This window comes from Nonomuraea sp. NPDC049421, assembly GCF_040677005.1.
GTDB lineage: Bacteria > Actinomycetota > Actinomycetes > Streptosporangiales > Streptosporangiaceae > Nonomuraea > Nonomuraea salmonea.
In genome coordinates, this window is the sequence record NZ_JBFAQA010000016.1 from 126,729 (window position 1) to 142,226 (window position 15,498).

18 protein-coding genes are annotated in these 15,498 nt (G+C 69.6%); 12 read left to right on the forward strand and 6 right to left on the reverse strand.

All coding sequences use genetic code 11. The features are described from left to right. The 3 genes from AB0K18_RS26590 to mca are packed head-to-tail and all read right to left on the reverse strand — an operon-like array spanning position 1 to position 1,438. Positions 1 to 285 carry a GNAT family N-acetyltransferase gene (locus tag AB0K18_RS26590; RefSeq protein WP_364919078.1) on the reverse strand — a complete coding sequence of 95 codons (285 nt, stop codon included), beginning with the start codon at positions 283 to 285 and terminating at the stop codon, positions 1 to 3. Continuing rightward, on the reverse strand, positions 286 to 516 hold the full coding sequence (locus AB0K18_RS26595) for a hypothetical protein (protein ID WP_364919080.1): 231 nt from the start codon (positions 514 to 516) through the stop codon (positions 286 to 288). 34 nt (positions 517 to 550) lie between these two features. Further along, positions 551 to 1,438 carry a mycothiol conjugate amidase Mca gene (gene mca, locus AB0K18_RS26600; protein WP_364919082.1) on the reverse strand — a complete coding sequence of 296 codons (888 nt, stop codon included), beginning with the start codon at positions 1,436 to 1,438 and terminating at the stop codon, positions 551 to 553. A 134-nt stretch (positions 1,439 to 1,572) separates the two neighbouring features. Here mca and AB0K18_RS26605 point away from each other — a divergent pair, with 134 nt between their 5' ends. The 11 genes from AB0K18_RS26605 to AB0K18_RS26655 all read left to right on the forward strand — a co-directional run bounded on the left by AB0K18_RS26605 (position 1,573) and on the right by AB0K18_RS26655 (position 11,883). After that, positions 1,573 to 1,992 carry a DUF4307 domain-containing protein gene (locus AB0K18_RS26605; RefSeq protein WP_345390125.1) on the forward strand — a complete coding sequence of 140 codons (420 nt, stop codon included), beginning with the start codon at positions 1,573 to 1,575 and terminating at the stop codon, positions 1,990 to 1,992. 108 nt (positions 1,993 to 2,100) lie between these two features. Then, positions 2,101 to 2,601, forward strand: a complete 501-nt coding sequence (gene greA, locus AB0K18_RS26610; RefSeq protein WP_148437100.1) for a transcription elongation factor GreA — start codon at positions 2,101 to 2,103, stop codon at positions 2,599 to 2,601. A gap of 122 nt (positions 2,602 to 2,723) precedes the next feature. Beyond that, complete coding sequence (locus AB0K18_RS26615; protein ID WP_364919084.1) at positions 2,724 to 3,890, forward strand: C40 family peptidase; 1,167 nt, start codon at positions 2,724 to 2,726, stop codon at positions 3,888 to 3,890. Positions 3,891 to 3,983: 93 nt separating this feature from the next. Next, positions 3,984 to 4,505: a hypothetical protein gene (locus AB0K18_RS26620; RefSeq protein ID WP_364919086.1), complete on the forward strand. Its 522-nt coding sequence runs from the start codon at positions 3,984 to 3,986 to the stop codon at positions 4,503 to 4,505. A gap of 213 nt (positions 4,506 to 4,718) precedes the next feature. Further along, on the forward strand, positions 4,719 to 6,548 hold the full coding sequence (locus AB0K18_RS26625; protein ID WP_364919272.1) for a phosphoenolpyruvate carboxykinase (GTP): 1,830 nt from the start codon (positions 4,719 to 4,721) through the stop codon (positions 6,546 to 6,548). A 187-nt stretch (positions 6,549 to 6,735) separates the two neighbouring features. Further along, positions 6,736 to 7,656: a TIGR04222 domain-containing membrane protein gene (locus AB0K18_RS26630; RefSeq protein WP_364919089.1), complete on the forward strand. Its 921-nt coding sequence runs from the start codon at positions 6,736 to 6,738 to the stop codon at positions 7,654 to 7,656. 139 nt (positions 7,657 to 7,795) lie between these two features. Next, a complete protein-coding gene (locus AB0K18_RS26635) occupies positions 7,796 to 8,611 on the forward strand; it encodes a DUF692 domain-containing protein (protein WP_364919091.1) in 816 nt (271 codons plus the stop codon). Continuing rightward, positions 8,608 to 8,988: a hypothetical protein gene (locus AB0K18_RS26640; RefSeq protein WP_364919094.1), complete on the forward strand. Its 381-nt coding sequence runs from the start codon at positions 8,608 to 8,610 to the stop codon at positions 8,986 to 8,988. The genes AB0K18_RS26635 and AB0K18_RS26640 overlap by 4 nt, the downstream gene beginning before the upstream one ends. Before the next feature lie 6 nt (positions 8,989 to 8,994). Beyond that, positions 8,995 to 9,540, forward strand: coding sequence for a hypothetical protein (locus AB0K18_RS26645; protein WP_364919097.1), 546 nt, complete (start codon positions 8,995 to 8,997; stop codon positions 9,538 to 9,540). Positions 9,541 to 9,595: 55 nt separating this feature from the next. Further along, a complete protein-coding gene (locus tag AB0K18_RS26650; protein WP_364919100.1) occupies positions 9,596 to 10,357 on the forward strand; it encodes an isoprenyl transferase in 762 nt (253 codons plus the stop codon). A gap of 206 nt (positions 10,358 to 10,563) precedes the next feature. Then, positions 10,564 to 11,883, forward strand: a complete 1,320-nt coding sequence (locus AB0K18_RS26655; RefSeq protein ID WP_364919102.1) for a PhoH family protein — start codon at positions 10,564 to 10,566, stop codon at positions 11,881 to 11,883. On the opposite strand, the gene AB0K18_RS26660 is transcribed toward AB0K18_RS26655, so the two are convergent. From AB0K18_RS26660 to AB0K18_RS26670, 3 genes are read right to left on the reverse strand one after another with little or no spacing between them, the layout of a single operon-like run. Continuing rightward, positions 11,884 to 12,390 carry a hypothetical protein gene (locus AB0K18_RS26660; RefSeq protein WP_364919104.1) on the reverse strand — a complete coding sequence of 169 codons (507 nt, stop codon included), beginning with the start codon at positions 12,388 to 12,390 and terminating at the stop codon, positions 11,884 to 11,886. It lies immediately after the preceding gene. Beyond that, positions 12,387 to 13,811, reverse strand: a complete 1,425-nt coding sequence (locus AB0K18_RS26665) for a HAMP domain-containing sensor histidine kinase (RefSeq protein ID WP_364919106.1) — start codon at positions 13,809 to 13,811, stop codon at positions 12,387 to 12,389. The genes AB0K18_RS26660 and AB0K18_RS26665 overlap by 4 nt, the downstream gene beginning before the upstream one ends. Further along, the gene (locus tag AB0K18_RS26670; RefSeq protein ID WP_355431278.1) at positions 13,808 to 14,482 is read right to left on the reverse strand and encodes a response regulator transcription factor; all 675 of its coding nucleotides are present in this window, start codon (positions 14,480 to 14,482) and stop codon (positions 13,808 to 13,810) included. The genes AB0K18_RS26665 and AB0K18_RS26670 overlap by 4 nt, the downstream gene beginning before the upstream one ends. Positions 14,483 to 14,835: 353 nt before the next feature. Here AB0K18_RS26670 and AB0K18_RS26675 point away from each other — a divergent pair, with 353 nt between their 5' ends. After that, positions 14,836 to 15,459, forward strand: a complete 624-nt coding sequence (locus AB0K18_RS26675; RefSeq protein ID WP_364919108.1) for a lytic transglycosylase domain-containing protein — start codon at positions 14,836 to 14,838, stop codon at positions 15,457 to 15,459. The last annotated feature ends 39 nt before the right edge of the window (positions 15,460 to 15,498 follow it).

The following is a 15,498-nucleotide window of genomic DNA, read 5'->3' on the forward strand; positions in this document are numbered from 1 at the left end:
TCAACTCTCGGTGTCGAGGAGCTCCTGGAACTCGGGGTGCCGCTTGATGTATTTGGCGACGTACGGGCAGAGCGGCTGCACCTTCAGCCCCGTGTCGGCGCTGGCCCGCAGGGCGTGGGCGACCAGCGCGGCGGCCAGCCCCTGCCCCTCGTAGGCGGGCTTGACCTCGGTGTGCAGGAAGACGATCTTCGTGGGCAGCAGGCGATAGTCGGCGAACCCCGCGACCTCGCCGTCCACGCGGATCTCGAAGCGGCTCTCCGCCGGGTTGTCGACGACGTCGGCCATCTACTTGCCGGCCTTGTCGTCGGCGCCGCGCGCCGCCTTGCCCGACGCCTGGGCGGACGCCTGGGCCGGCTCGGCCTGGTCGCTGTCCTGCTCGTGCTCGCGCGGCACCTGGATCTTCGACATCTGCTTGTTCATCGACTTGATCAGCATGTAGAGCGCGAAACCGAGCACGGCCACGACCACGAACCCGAGCAGGCCCGGGCTGACTTCACCTGCTGCTAGAACGGTCACGACTCCAGTCTGCCACCGCGATGCCGTGGTCCGGTCAGTGGCAGGCCGGTTCGACCTCGTCGGCGTGGATGCCGGCGAACAGGTCGTCCTCGGGCACCGCGGTGTCGACCAGCGAGCGGGCCAGGTGGTAGTCCTCGGTCGGCCAGATCTCCTGCTGCAGCTCGCGCGGGCAGACGAACCAGAAGCCGTCGTCGGGGTCGACCTGGGTGGCGTGCGCCAGCAGCGCCTGGTCGCGGATCTCGAAGTAGTCGCCGCACGGCACGCGGGTGGTGACCGGCCACTTGGCGGGACGGTCCTCCCAGCGGGAGATCCAGTCGGCGTAGGGGGAGCCGAGCCCGCGCTCCATCATGGCCTCGTGCAGCGCCTCGAAGCGCTCCTTGGTGAAGCCCATGTGGTAGTAGAGCTTGAGCGGCTGCCACGGGTCACCGGTGCCGGGGTAGCGGTCGGGGTCGCCGGCCGCCTCGAACGCCTCGACCGAGACCCTGTTGGTCATGATGTGGTCGGGGTGCGGGTAGCCGCCGTCGTCGTCGTACGTGATGATCACGTGCGGCCGGAACTCGCGGATCGCGGCGACCAGCGGCGCGGTGGCGTCCTCAAGCTTCTGCACCGCGAAGCAGCCCTCTGGCAGCGCCTCGTCCTCGCTCTCCGGCAGCCCGGAGTCGACGAAGCCCATGAAACGCTGCTGCACGCCGAGGATCTCGCGGGCCCGCGCCATCTCGGCCCTGCGCACCTCCGCGATGTTGGCCACGACCTCGGGCCGGTCCATCTTCTTGTTGAGCACGGATCCTCGTTCGCCGCCCGTGCACGTACAGACCAGCACTTCCACGCCCTCGCGCACATAACGCGCCATGGTGGCGGCGCCCTTGCTCGACTCGTCGTCGGGGTGGGCGTGGACGGCCATCAGCCTCAACGGTGCACTCACGGGCTCGAAGCTCCTCAGTAGGGACCGGTCACTCGCCCAGAGAGGTTAGTTTCTGCTGGGCGGTCGCGAGGGCACACCCCTCGCGGGCGACAATTGTCTCGGATAACGCCGAGGGAGTGCAGGGAGATTCCGCCATGGTCACCAGAGATGCCGGGAACGGGCCCGTTCTCGGCACACCCGACGACTTCCCCGACCGGCCCAGGAGAGGCGGCCGGCTCGTCGTCCACGTGGTGATAGGCGTGCTGGTGGCCATCATCGCGGGCGGCTGGGGCTACGTGATGTGGTCGATGACGGCGGGCGGGTCGGAGGCGCCGTCGCAGGTGGTGACGTTCGAGATCACCGGTCCGACGCGGGCGGAGATCACCTTTGAGGTGTACAAGCCCGACGATAGGGTGGCCGTCTGCCGGATCAGGGCGCTGGACGTCGATCACGCGGAAGTGGGCAGCAAAGAAGTAAGAATCCCGGCTGGTGAGGGTAGTAAGCAGCTCAAGGAAAGCCTCGACACGAGCGGTCAGGCGACTTCCGTCCACATCCAGTACTGCAATCTCGTATAGTGAGACATTTGGGGAAGCGTTCGAGCGACGGACTTGTTAGCCTTTCGCAATTCAACCGTATGCAACCTCAAGTGATCTCAGGGCCCCCTAGGCAAGCAAGGAGAACCCGTGGCCGACTCTCGCGATGAGAACGTCACATGGCTGACGCAGGAGGCGTACGACCGTCTGAAGGCGGAGTACGAATATCTCTCTGGTCCCGGGCGCGTCGACATCGCCAAGAAGATCGAGGCCGCTCGGGAAGAGGGCGACCTGCGTGAGAACGGCGGCTATCACGCCGCCAAGGACGAGCAGGGCAAGATGGAGGCCCGGATCTTCCACCTCAGGCAGATCCTCGACAACGCCCAGGTCGGAGAGGCCCCCAAGGCCGAAGGCGTCGTCGGGCCCGGCATGACCGTGACGATCCGGTTCGTCGGTGACGACGACGAGGTCACCTTCCTGCTCGCCTCCCGCGAGGAGAGCGGAGCACCGATCGACGTCTACTCGCCCAAGTCCCCGCTCGGGGCGGCGATCAACGGCAAGAAGATCGGCGAGAAGGCGACCTACTCCATGCCCAACGGACGGCAGAACACCGTCGAGATCCTCGAGGCTGTGCCGTACATCGGCAACTGACCCCACCGAACGACGACCGCCGGGCCCCCGATGGCCCGGCGGCATTTTCGCATGGGTCCGGAATTCGCCAGGATCTGAGCTTCCTGGTCAGGAACCGGCGGCGGCGTAACACGGCCAGGCTGGTGCCGTTCATCGTGGTGGCCCTGGTCGCGGTGCTGACCGCCGACGTGCTCTTACTCGCGCAGCCCGAGAGCCTCTTAGAGCCCGAGGTGCCGCGCGCCACGCCGAAGCAGTCGCTGCTGGCGCAGAAGCGGCCGGAGCGCGTCCAGGCGTCGCCGACGGCCTCACCCACGGGTCAGGCCATTCAGCCGGTGGCGCCGCTGAGCAAGCTGCACAAGCCCAACCTGTTCGTGCTCACCCGCAAGCCCTTCACCCAGGAGCTGCTGCAGAAGGTGGCCAAGGTGCCGGGCGTGCGGGCGCTGGAGCTGGCCGACGCCGCCTCGATCATGCTGGACGGCAAGCGGGTGCAGACGCTGGCGGTCAACCCGTCCACGTTCCGCGCCTACACCCCCAAGGTGACCGCCTCGTCCGACGCGCTGTGGCAGAACGTCGCGGCCGGCGACGTGGCGGTCTCGTTCGTGCTGGGCAACGACGGCGGGCTGCCGCTGCACAGCCGGGTCTCCGCGGGGCAGGCGCTGCAACTGCGGGTCGGCGCGTACGCCACCACCGGCTTCGGCGCCGTCGACGCCGTCGTCTCCAAGGACATCGGCCGCAGCCTGGGCCTGCCGCGCGACAACGCGCTCATCGTCAGCGCGCCCAAGGCCGACTCCGACGTGCTGCGCAAGCGCATACTCGCCAGGCTGCCCAAGGGCACGCAGGTGGCGATGGTCAACCCGGTGCTGCCGCAGCCGAAGCAGAAGGTGACCCAGAACTGGCCCGCCGGGTCGTTCATGACGGGCGAGCAGCTCACGGTGGCGCTCAGGGCGGCCGTGTCGAAGCTGGGCCGCCCGTACGTGTGGGGCGCCGAGGGGCCCGACACCTTCGACTGCTCGGGACTCGTGCAGTGGGCTTTCGCGCAGGCCGGGGTGCGCATGCCCCGGGTGACGCACCAGCAGTGGGTGACGGGGCCGCAGGTGCCGTACGCGCAGGCGCAGCCGGGCGACCTGCTCTTCTGGCGAAACGACCCGACAAATCCCGCTTACATTTCCCACGTGGCGATTTATTGGGGTAACGGGAAAATGCTGCATGCGCCGCGTACCGGAGACGTCGTGAAGATCGTTCCGGTGAGCACCCGCAACCTGGCCGGAGTCGTGAGGGTCAGCCCGATCGCCGCCGCCAAGGTGCGCTGAGAACCACCCAGAAGAACCACCCCCGGAACCACCCCGCAGAACCTCCGCCTTCAAGCGCGTGCAAAAGCGCCGCAAGTATGTAATGTTGATTACATGGCAACAGATGACGTGACGGCGCAGGTGCGCGGGTGGTTCACCGGACGGCTGCCCGGCGACTGGTTCACCGGCGCTCCCGAGATCATCGTCGACCGCGAGGAGATCGCGGTCCTGGGTCCGCTCCCCGACCCGCCGCAGGACGCGCCCGAGGCCGAGCGGGCCGCGCTGATCGACGGGCTGGCCCGCCGCTTCAGGGAGGAGACCAGGGAGCGGCGGATCGAGATCGCCAGGGAGGCCGAGCACAAGTTCCGCCAGAAGGTCTCCTGGGGCGTGGTGTGCGGTGGCGAGACTGTGATGTTCACCACACTGTCGGTGCCCGTCATGACCCGGTTGCGCCAGGCCGAGCGCCAGGTGCTCGACACGCTCGTGGCCGCCGGCGTGGCAAGAAGCCGCAGCGACGCGCTCGCGTGGTGCGTGCGTCTGGTCGGCAGACACACCGACACGTGGCTGGCCGATCTGAGAGACGCGCTGCAGCACGTCGACCGCGTTCGCGCCGCGGGCCCCGACGTCAATTCCTGAGACCCGCCAGCGGAAACGGACCGGCGAATGGACTAAACCACTTCGGAAATTGGTTCAGACCAGCCGTATTGGTCTGGACCACTGCCGGGAATTGCCTCTTTTAAATCTCCTCTCCTTGGGTAGGCTCCCCCAATCGTCAGGGCCGCTGCCTGCGGCGACGGCCTGACCGACAGGTCTATGCCAATTGGCGTGAAAGCCGCTTCGTCGTTAATGATGACTGGGCCCTGGGAGAGTGGAGGAGTCAGCGCCGTGTCCGTTTCCGTAGAAGTAACCGCACCCACCAGCAATAAGGAATTGGCTGCGTGGGTGAACGAGGTCGCCGCCCTTACCCAACCGGACCGCGTCGAGTGGTGCGACGGGTCTGAGGAGGAGTGGACGCGGCTCACCAACCTCCTCGTCGAGCAGGGGACGTTCACGCGCCTGGCCGCCCGGCCCAACAGCTTCTACGCCAAGTCCGACCCGAGCGACGTGGCCCGCGTCGAGGACCGCACGTTCATCTGCTCGGAGCGCGAGGAGGACGCGGGGCCGACCAACAACTGGATCGCGCCCGCCGAGATGCGCCGCACGTTCGGCGAGCTGTTCAAGGGCTGCATGCGCGGCAGGACCATGTACGTCGTCCCGTTCTGCATGGGTCCGCTGGGCGGGGAGATCTCGCAGCTCGGGGTCGAGATCACCGACTCCCCGTACGTCGCCGTCTCCATGCGCGTGATGACCCGCATGGGCGATCGGGCGCTGCGGCTCATCGAGGAGCGCGGCGACTTCGTCAAGGCCGTGCACTCCGTCGGCGCGCCGCTGGAGCCCGGCCAGGCCGACGTGCCGTGGCCGTGCAGCTCGACGAAGTACATCAGCCACTTCCCCGAGACGCGCGAGATCTGGTCGTACGGCTCCGGCTACGGCGGCAACGCGCTGCTCGGCAAGAAGTGCTACGCCCTGCGCATCGCCAGCGTCATGGCCCGCGACGAGGGCTGGCTGGCCGAGCACATGCTCATCCTGAAGCTCACGCCGCCGTCGGGCGAGACCCGCTACATCGCCGCCGCCTTCCCGAGCGCCTGCGGCAAGACGAACCTCGCCATGCTCCAGCCCACGATCCCCGGCTGGAAGGTCGAGACGATCGGCGACGACATCGCCTGGATGCGCTTCGGCGACGACGGCCGCCTCTACGCGATCAACCCGGAGGCCGGCTTCTTCGGCGTGGCCCCCGGCACCGGCGAGGTGACCAACGCCAACGCGGTCAGGACGCTCTGGGGCAACAGCATCTTCACCAACGTCGCGCTCACCGACGACGGCGACGTGTGGTGGGAGGGGCTCACCGAGCAGCCGCCGGCGCACCTGACCGACTGGAAGGGCCGCTCGTGGACGCCGGACGGCGACGAGCCTGCCGCCCACCCGAACGCCCGCTTCACCACCCCCGCCGCGCAGTGCCCGACCATCGCGCCTGAATGGCAGGACCCCAAGGGCGTGCCCATCTCGGCGATCCTGTTCGGAGGGCGCCGGGCGACCGCCGTTCCTCTGGTGACGGAGTCGCTGAGCTGGGAGCACGGCGTCTTTCTCGGAGCCAACGTCGCCTCCGAGAAGACCGCCGCGGCCGAGGGCAAGGTGGGCGAGCTGCGTCACGACCCGTTCGCGATGCTGCCGTTCTGCGGCTACAACATGGGCGACTACTTCGGCCACTGGCTGGAGATCGGCCGTCGCAAGGGCGCGAAGCCGCCGCGCATCTACTACGTGAACTGGTTCCGCAAGAACGCCGAAGGCAGGTTCGTCTGGCCGGGCTTCGGTGAGAACAGCCGGGTGCTCAAGTGGATCGTGGAGCGCCTCAACGGCGAGGCGAAGGCCGTGCCCACGCCGATCGGGCTGCTGCCCGCCGACCTCGACACCGAGGGCCTGGACCTGTCCGATGAGGACCTGCGTACGCTGCTGAGCGTCGACAAGGACGTCTGGCGCGAGGAGGCGGCGCTGATCCCGGCCCACTTCGAGAAGTTCGGCGACCACCTGCCCAAGGAGCTGTGGGACGAGTACCACGGCCTGCTCGAGCGCCTCGGCTGATCGAGGCCCCTCGGGGCCGCCACCTCGGCGCCGGCCGTCACTGAGACGGCCGGCGCCGTTCTTCTGCGCACGGGCGGGGAGCTAAAGGAGCAAAACCCCGGTTCGAGCGGACCGTCCTTTTACCGTGCAATTCAGGAGTCACGTCTCAGGACATGACGTTGATCGACCGCACGAGGGGAGGTCGTTCATGAACCTTTTTCTGCTGATCGCCGCGGTGATCCTGGCCCTCTTCACCGTCGCCGCGGCCGCAGGACGCCGGCGGGCCGTTCGCAGCGGGACGCCCATCGAGCTCGGACGCCGCACCGTGGACCGGTACGAGCTGGCCTACCTGGCGGGCGGCCCGGTGCGGGCCGCCGAGACCGCGGTCGCGCTGCTGGTGAGCTCCGGCGCCGTGCGCCTCGGGAGCGGCGGGCGGATCTACAAGGTCAAGCGCGGCCCGGCCGGCGAGGAGTCCGTCGAGAACGTCGTCATCAACCTGGTCGTCGGCCGGTCGGGGCGGAACGTGGCCGTGCTCAAGAGCGAGGTGGCGGGCAGCATCGCCGTCGACGCGATCAGGCGCCGCCTCGCGGAGGACGGGCTGGTCGTGGGGGACGGCGGCGTGTGGCGGCTGCGCGCCTGGGCGCGCCGGCTGCTCGTGACGGCGGTGGCGGCGGTCATAGGGGCGGCTTTCGCGGGGGTGGGGCTGTCCGTCGAACCCCGTTCGTACGCGCTGCTCGCCCTGCTCGTCTTCGGGGGCACCGCCGTGGCCGCGGGGATCATGCTCCGCGGCCACCGGCGGTCGATGGCGGCGGCGCTGACGCCGGCCGGCCAAGAGGTCCTGGACGCGGCCAGGCGGGCCGCGAACGCCGACGACGAGGCCACGTCCATCGCGCTGCACGGGACGGCCGCACTGCGCGACGACACCCTGCGCAAGGAGCTCCGCCGCCAGTCACGCCGGCCCGCCCACGCGGGCCGGACCCCTGCCCGGAGGTCCAGCGGCGGCTACGTCCCCGGCGGCGCGACCTACGGCGCTTCCTCCGGTTGCGGAGGTGGCGGCTGCGGCGGCGGGAGCAGCAGTTGCGGCGGCGGGAGCGGCTGCGGAGGTGGCGGCTGCGGCGGCGGCAGCTGACCGGACCACGGCTCGCCACGGCCGGCGCAACGGGGAAGCACCGGCCGTGGCGAGCCGCTTGGAGTGGGACGGGACTTGGCGGAGCGGGATGGTTCTCGGCGGAGGTGCGGGACGGATGAGCCGGGATGAGGAGGCCGGGGTGACGCGACTGGGTGTGGGGATCGGGTGGCGGTCGGAGCTGGACCTGACGATCGAACGCATGGACGGCGTCGACTTCGTGGAAGTGGTCGCCGAGAACATCAGGCCCGCCCGCCTGCCGGAGTCCCTGCGGATCCTGCGGGGCAGGGGCCTGCCGGTGATCCCGCACGGCGTGTCGCTCGGGATCGGCGGGGCGGAGCCGCCCGACCAGGCGAGGCTCGCACACCTGGCGGCATGCGCAGAGGCACTGGGCTCGCCGCTGGTCAGCGAGCACCTGGCGTTCGTCCGCGGCGGCGGCGTGGAGGCCGGCCACCTGCTGCCGGTCCCGCGCACCCGGGACTCGCTGAGGGTCGTCATCGAGAACGTGCGCCGCGCCCAGGACGCGCTGCCCGTGCCGCTGGCCCTGGAGAACGTGGCCGCCATCTTCGGCTGGCCGGACGACGAGCTGACCGAGGCGGAGTTCCTGGCCGAGCTGGTGACGGCCACGGGCGTGGGCCTGCTCATCGACGTGGCCAACCTGCACACGAACCAGGTCAACCTGGGCCTGCCCGCCGTGAAAGCCCTGGACGTGCTCCCGCTGGAGCATCTGGCGTACGTGCACGTCGCCGGCGGCTACGAGGCCCACGGCATCTGGCACGACACCCACACCACGACCGCCCCCCAGGAGGTCCTCGACCTGCTCACCGAGCTGTGCGCCCGCACCACCCCGCCCGGGGCGCTGCTGGAGTGGGACGACGAGTACCCCAGCGACGCCGTGCTGGCGGACGAGCTGACCAGGATCAGGACGGCCATGAGCGTGGCCGGGGACCGGCGGTGACCCCTGAGCAGGAGCGGGCCAGGCTGGCGGACGCGCAGGCCAGGGTCGTGGCGGCGCTGGTCGCCGGGGGCGAGGTGCCCGGCGGGTTCGACGAGGAGCGGATGCGGGTGCAGGCCGCGAGCCTGCTGGCCAAGCGGCGGGCCATCGTGGCGCGGATCAGTCCCGACGTGGCCGCCGCCGCGGGGCAGGATCTGGCCGCCGCGTTCGAGGCGTACGCGCGAAACAGGGCCACGCCGCCGCCGGACTACCGGACGGACGCCGCCGACTTCGCCGCCTGGCTGCGGGAGCGCGGCCTGATGGAGCCGGAGCCCGTGCCGGAGAAGCCCTGGTGGAGGCGGTTGACGGCGGGGTTTAGGCGGCATCCGCCCGGAAACTGACAGGGGATGGGAGGACTACGCTGTGTCGACGGCTCTTACCTGACCGTCACTCCTGTCGCGTGCACCGACAGCGTCGGCGCGCCGTACGAGGTCACCCTTGAGCTCCACCGCGACGGCACTCCCTACGGCAGCGTGGGGGAGCGCTGCGGCTGGTTCCTGGCCCGGCTGGCCCGCGGTGTCGACGAGGCCCGCCAGGGCAGGGGCCCGGCCCGCCGCTGGGCCGATCCCGACGACCGTTTCCCGGGCGACGAGCCCGACGGCGAGCTGTTCTCCTTCCGCTACCGCACCAGGGCCGGCCTGCCGGGCGGCGAGCTGCGCTGCCAGCTCAGGACCATCCCGGTCTGGCAGGCGGGACGCGGCGAGTGGCGGCTGACCCGCAGGGCGTACGTCGAGGCGTGGGCCGCCAGCGGCGTCGGCACGAGGGCGGTGCTGACCTCGTCGGAGCTGGCGGGGTTCGTCCGCGAGCTGCTGAATGAGGCGGAAGGGTGTCTGAAAGGTAGAGATATGGCGAGGAATGCGGGAGGCGGAGCAGGCACGGGCGAAACGCGGTGATAATTGCCTGTTGGGTCAATCGACCGAAGGCATCGCACCGCTGGGGAGGCGCTCCGTGGGCCTGCGCGATCTGGTCTACCGGCTGTACGAGCACCGGCTGGAGGCCAAGCTGTCCAAGGACGGCATCCCCCGGCACGTCGGGGTCATCATCGACGGCAACCGCCGCTGGGCGCGTGCCAGGGGCATGGGAGACGTGTCCTCGGGCCACCGCAAGGGCGCGGACAAGATCTCCGAGCTGCTCGGCTGGTGCCGGGAGACCGGCGTCGAGGTCGTCACGGTCTGGATGTTGTCCAACGACAACCTCAACCGGCCGCGCGAAGAGCTGGAGCCCCTGCTGCGCATCATCGAGGACGTGACGCAGGAGCTGGTGGCCGAGGGCTGGCGGATCATCCCCGTCGGAGCGCTCGACCTGCTGCCGGACCGCACGGCGAATGTCCTGAAGAATGCAAAAGAAGCGTCATCACACCGTCCGGGCCTGATTGTGAACGTTGCAGTTGGGTATGGAGGAAGGCGTGAGATTGCCGATGCGGTGCGCTCACTGCTCCAGGAGCAAGCGAGCAGGGGAGCGAGCATCGAGGACCTCGTCGAGGTGCTCGATGTGGAGCACATCGCGGAGCATCTTTACACTCGCGGCCAGCCCGACCCGGACCTCCTCATCCGGACCTCGGGCGAGCAGCGTCTGTCGGGCTTCATGCTCTGGCAGAGCGCTCATTCCGAGTTCTACTTCCACGAGGCCTACTGGCCTGACTTCCGCAGGGTCGACTTCCTGCGGGCGCTGCGCGATTACGCTGCGAGACACCGACGTTACGGTTCCTGACGCGACAATCGGGTATCTAGGACGTAACGTTGGAAATGTCCGGTCACAGGTCGGACATTTCGGAGAGGGCCCGCCTTTGCACCATCACATGCCGAGGGGGCCGGACTCCGGCGCCGACGGCGTGAAGCGGTCGGGGACGCGGGTCCGGTCCGATTCCCACCTCGTCTGCAGGGTGCCCGCACCAAGGGGCACCCGGGGGAGAACGTGTGGCAGTGTCCTCGAGCAACCCTAATTCCCAGCCGGCGAAGCGCACGTACGTGCTGGACACCTCGGTCCTGCTGGCCGACCCGGCGGCCATGACCAGGTTCGCCGAGCACGACGTCGTCCTTCCGATCGTGGTCATCACGGAGCTGGAAGGTAAGCGGCATCATCCAGAGCTCGGCTATTTCGCCAGGAAGGCTCTGCGTTACCTCGACGAGCTTCGGGTCACGCACGGCCGGCTGGACGAGCCGATGCCCACGGGGGACGGCACGATCAGGGTTGAGCTCAACCACAGCGACCCATCCATTCTGCCGGTCGGATTCCGCCTGGGCGACAACGACACGCGCATACTCACCGTGGCCCGCTCGCTGGCCAGCGAGGGGTGCGACGTCGTCCTGGTCTCCAAGGACCTGCCGATGCGGGTCAAGGCGGCCTCGATCGGCCTGGCCGCCGAGGAGTACCGCGCCGAGCTGGTGCACGAGTCGGGCTGGACGGGGATGGCCGAGGTCCAGGTGACCGCGGAGGACGTCGAGACGCTCTTCGACGCGGGCACCGCCGACCTCGAGGAGGCCAGAGACCTGCCCGCCCACACGGGTCTGCGGCTGCTGTCGGCCAAGGGCTCGGCGCTCGGGCGGGTGCAGCCCGACAAGTCCGTCAAGCTGGTCCGCGGCGACCGCGAGGTCTTCGGCCTGCACGGCCGCTCGGCCGAGCAGCGCATCGCGCTCGACCTGCTGATGGACCCGGAGATCGGCATCGTCTCGCTGGGCGGCAGGGCCGGCACCGGCAAGTCGGCGCTGGCGCTCTGCGCGGGCCTTGAGGCGGTCCTGGAGCGCCGCCAGCACCGCAAGGTCGTCGTCTTCCGCCCGATCTACGCGGTCGGCGGGCAGGAGCTCGGCTACCTGCCCGGCACCGAGGGCGAGAAGATGGGCCCGTGGGCGCAGGCCGTCTACGACACGCTCGGCGCCATCACCTCGCCCGAGGTGATCGAGGAGGTGCTGGATCGGGGCATGCTGGAGGTGCTGCCGCTCACGCACATCCGCGGCCGGTCGCTGCACGACGCGTTCGTGATCGTGGACGAGGCCCAGTCGCTGGAGCGCGGCGTGCTGCTCACCGTGCTCAGCCGCATCGGCGCCAACTCGCGGGTGGTGCTCACCCACGACGTGGCCCAGCGTGACAACCTGCGGGTCGGCAGGCACGACGGCGTGGTCGCGGTCGTGGAGAAGCTGAAGGGCCACCCGCTCTTCGCCCACGTCACGCTGACCAGGTCCGAGCGCTCGCCCATCGCCGCGCTGGTCACGGAGATGCTCGAGGACATCACCATGTGATCATTTGAGCTCGCCGCAGGTGTACCGCCCCTCGAGCTTCGGGGGGCGGTTCGGGTTGTCGCGGATGATCTTCACCTGCTCGAACGCCGCGTCCTGCTGCGCGGTGCAGACGATCTGCGCGATGCCGATCCTGGTGAGCGTGCCCTCGCCGCGGATGTAGACGGTCAGCGTCGAGGTGCGCGGGAGCTGGATCTCGTCCCGCTGCGGCGGGTTGACGGAGTTCTTGGTCCGCAGGTACGTGAACCCGCGCAGCGCCGTGTCCCGCCCGTCGAGCAGCGGCTGCCTGGAGGCCCCGAAGAGCGCGCCGAGCAGGCTGTCCACGGTGTCGTCCTCGACGTCGGCCGGCTCCAGGGTGAGCTTGCCGTTCCTGATGAGGTAGATCGTCTTGGAGGGCGGCGGGATCTTCACGGTGGGGGCGTTGCCGCGGTCCTGCACGTCGGTGGGCGAGATGCCGCAGGCCGCCCCGGCCAGCAGGGAGACGACGGCGAGCACGCGGATGGTCTTCATGTGTGCGGCAGCCAGACGGTGAAGAGAGTGCCGGGGGTCTGAGGGCGTACGGAGATCGTGCCGCCGTGCAGCAGCACGTTGGACCGGGCGATGGCCAGGCCCAGCCCGCTGCCCTGGCTGCGGGCGCGACCCGCGCCCGCCTTGAAGAAGCGGTCGAACACGTGCGGCAGCGCCTCGTGCGGGATGCCCTTGCCGTGGTCGCGCACCTTGACCTCCAGGCCGTTCTCGGTGGCCCTGGCGCTGACCAGCACCGGGGGCAGGCCGTGCTTGAGCGCGTTGCCGACCAGGTTGGCCACGATCACGTCGAACCTGCTGGGGTCGAGGTGGGCGGTCAGGCCCTGCGACGCCTTCACCGTCACCTGGTCGCTCCAGCCGCGCACCTCCAGGCAGTCGGCGATGCTGTCGGCCACGTTGACCGGTTCCAGGTTGAGCGTGGCGGTGCCGGCGTCGAAGCGGCTGACCTCGATGAGGTGCTCGACCAGCTCGCGCAGCCGTTCGATCTCCCTGAGCACCAGCCTGACGGCCTCGGCGGGCGCCTCGGGCAGGTGGTCGGCCTCCTCCAGGAGCATGTCGGCGACGGCCGTCATCGCGGTCAGCGGCGTGCGCAGCTCGTGGGAGACGTCGGCCACGAACCTGCGTGACATGGCCTCCAGCGAGCGCAGCTCGGCCACGCTCAGCTCCAGTGCGGCGGCGGCGTCGTTGAACCTGGCGGTCAGCCCGGCCAGCTCGTCCTGGCCGTGGACGGGCAGGCGGGTGTCCAGGCGGCCCTCGCCGAGCGCCTGCGCGGCGGCGCTGAGACGGCGTACCGGCAGCAGCACCTGGCGGGCCGAGAGCAGGGCCACGACCAGCGCGATGAGCACGATGACGATGCTCGTCCTGGTGAGCGCGTTCCGCAGGGTGGCGAGCTGGGCCTCGTCGTCGCGCAGCGGGAAGAAGGCGAACGCGCGCAGCCCCGTGGCCTCGGGCACGCCGGCGTTCTCGCGGTAGACCTCGGCGCCGACGATGAGGTACAGCTCGTCCCTGATGATCTTGCGCTGGGTGACGACGCTCTGCTTGGCGCGGCCGTGCAGCTCGTTGGGCACGTCGCTCATCGACAGCGGGCCCTCGGCGGCGACCATGTTGCGGTATTCCACGAAGACGCTGCGGCCCGGCCCGCTCAGCGCGTGGGCCACGCGCTGCAGGTCGCGCTGCGACGGCGGTGCCTCTCCCGGCCTGAGCTTGCCGACCGGGAACGTGATGCTGCTCAGCTCCCTGGTCACCACGTCGAGCGCGGTGGTCTCCGCCCTGGAGACCAGCGCCGACTTGGCGAGCTCGTAGCCGATGGTCGCGACCAGCAGCGCCGCGCCGACGGCGACGAGGGTGAAGGTGATGACCAGGCGGGCGCGCAGCCCGGTGGGGCGAGGGATGCGGGGGAGCCTCACGGCGGGCTGAACCGGTAGCCGAAGCCGCGCACGGTGTGGATGAAGACGGGCTCGCCCGGCTTGGGCTCGATCTTGGCCCTGATGCGCTGCACGCAGGCGTCCACCAGGCGTGAGTCGGCGATGTGGGTGTGGTCCCAGACCGCGCGCAGCAGGTAGCGGCGGTTGAGCACCTGCCCGGGGTGGCGGACGAGCTCCAGCAGCAGCCGCAGCTCGGTCGGCGTCAGGTGGATCTCCTTGCCCGACAGCGTGACCTTCAGCGCGCCCCTGTCGATGACGAGCTCGCCGAACGTGATGCGGTCGGACGCGGCCGACTCGGCCCTGCGCAGCACGGCGCGGATACGGGCGTCGAGCACGCGCGGCTCGACCGGCTTGACCACGTAGTCGTCGGCGCCGGCCTCGAGGCCCACCACGACGTCGAGGTCGTCGCCGCGGGCGGTGAGCAGGATGACGGGGAGCTGGTCGAGCTTGCGGACGCGGCGGCACACCTCGATGCCGTCGATGCCGGGGAGCATGACGTCGAGGATCGCGATCTCCGGGCGGCGGGCTCTGATGTGGTCGAGCGCCTCCTCACCCGTCGCGTACGACGTGACGGAGTGTCCCTGCCGGGTCAGCGCCAGCTCCAGAGCCGTGCGCACCGAGGGATCGTCTTCTACAAGGAGGATGCCAGCCACGCGCACATTATTATTCCATGCCCCGATTACCCGGGTTGTGTCACCGAACTGTGACATGTCGTAGATGAGATCCGGAAGTACGCACGGAACGCTGTAAGCGGCTTCCCTTCCGTTACGGGCGCCTGAAGGGCAGCCACCCTCATTGTGACTAACATCACAATATTTCGGAAATCCGGAGCCAACCAGGTGGTTGGTGAAATTTACGGCAAGCAATTCCCGCGTTTCGGTTGCGGAGCACCCCCTAGGACAGGGCAAGCTCATGCATCGTGAGCCCCGGTCCGCAGCTGAGCGAGCGCCCCCCGAAGGAAGACCTTCCGCCGAGGCGCCGGCCTTCGCGCGTCACCCCCAAGCGGGTGATCATCACCGTGCTCTCGGTGGCCGTCGTCGCCGGCGGCGGCGGGTTCGTCGCCTACCGCGCCGTCGAGAACGCCAACACACCGGCGCAGTCCTTCACCATGGAGGACCTCGGCAAGCTGACCAGCGGCGATCTCTACGCCCCCGACCCCGAGGCCGACCTGCTCAAGGCAGAGGCCGAGCAGGCCTACCGGGCCGACCAGCTCAAGAAGAAGCGCACCGGCGCCGAGGGCAAGGGCCTCGACTGGGTCGTGCCCAAGCGGGCGCCGGGCGGTGACGGCTTCCCCGCCCAGAACTTCCCGCCCGGCACCAACCCCTCGCCGGGCAGCAACAAGGCCACCGCTAAGGCCATGCTGGCCTCGTTCGGCTTCGGCGCCGACCAGTGGGGCTGCCTGGAGCGGCTCTGGCAGAAGGAGAGCGGCTGGAACGAGCGGGCGATGAACCGCTACTCCGGCGCGTACGGCATCCCGCAGTCGCTGCCCGGCAGCAAGATGGCCAGCGCGGGCGCCGACTGGCAGGTCAACGCCGCCACCCAGATCAAGTGGGGTCTCGGCTACATCAAGGGCCGCTACGGCACACCCTGCGGCGCCTGGGGCCACTCTCAGTCCGTGGGTTGGTATTAGCGGGTCAACTTTCCTTCTCCAATCGGCAAGCCGTCGCGC

Coding starts and splice junctions, on each gene's coding strand:
- AB0K18_RS26590 (WP_364919078.1), bottom strand. CDS start 285: ATGGCCGACGTCGTCGACAACCCGGCGGAGAGCCGCTTCGAGATCCGC.
- AB0K18_RS26605 (WP_345390125.1), top strand. CDS start 1,573: ATGGTCACCAGAGATGCCGGGAACGGGCCCGTTCTCGGCACACCCGAC.
- AB0K18_RS26620 (WP_364919086.1), top strand. CDS start 3,984: ATGGCAACAGATGACGTGACGGCGCAGGTGCGCGGGTGGTTCACCGGA.
- AB0K18_RS26625 (WP_364919272.1), top strand. CDS start 4,719: ATGACTGGGCCCTGGGAGAGTGGAGGAGTCAGCGCCGTGTCCGTTTCC.
- AB0K18_RS26630 (WP_364919089.1), top strand. CDS start 6,736: ATGAACCTTTTTCTGCTGATCGCCGCGGTGATCCTGGCCCTCTTCACC.
- AB0K18_RS26645 (WP_364919097.1), top strand. CDS start 8,995: ATGGGAGGACTACGCTGTGTCGACGGCTCTTACCTGACCGTCACTCCT.
- AB0K18_RS26660 (WP_364919104.1), bottom strand. CDS start 12,390: ATGAAGACCATCCGCGTGCTCGCCGTCGTCTCCCTGCTGGCCGGGGCG.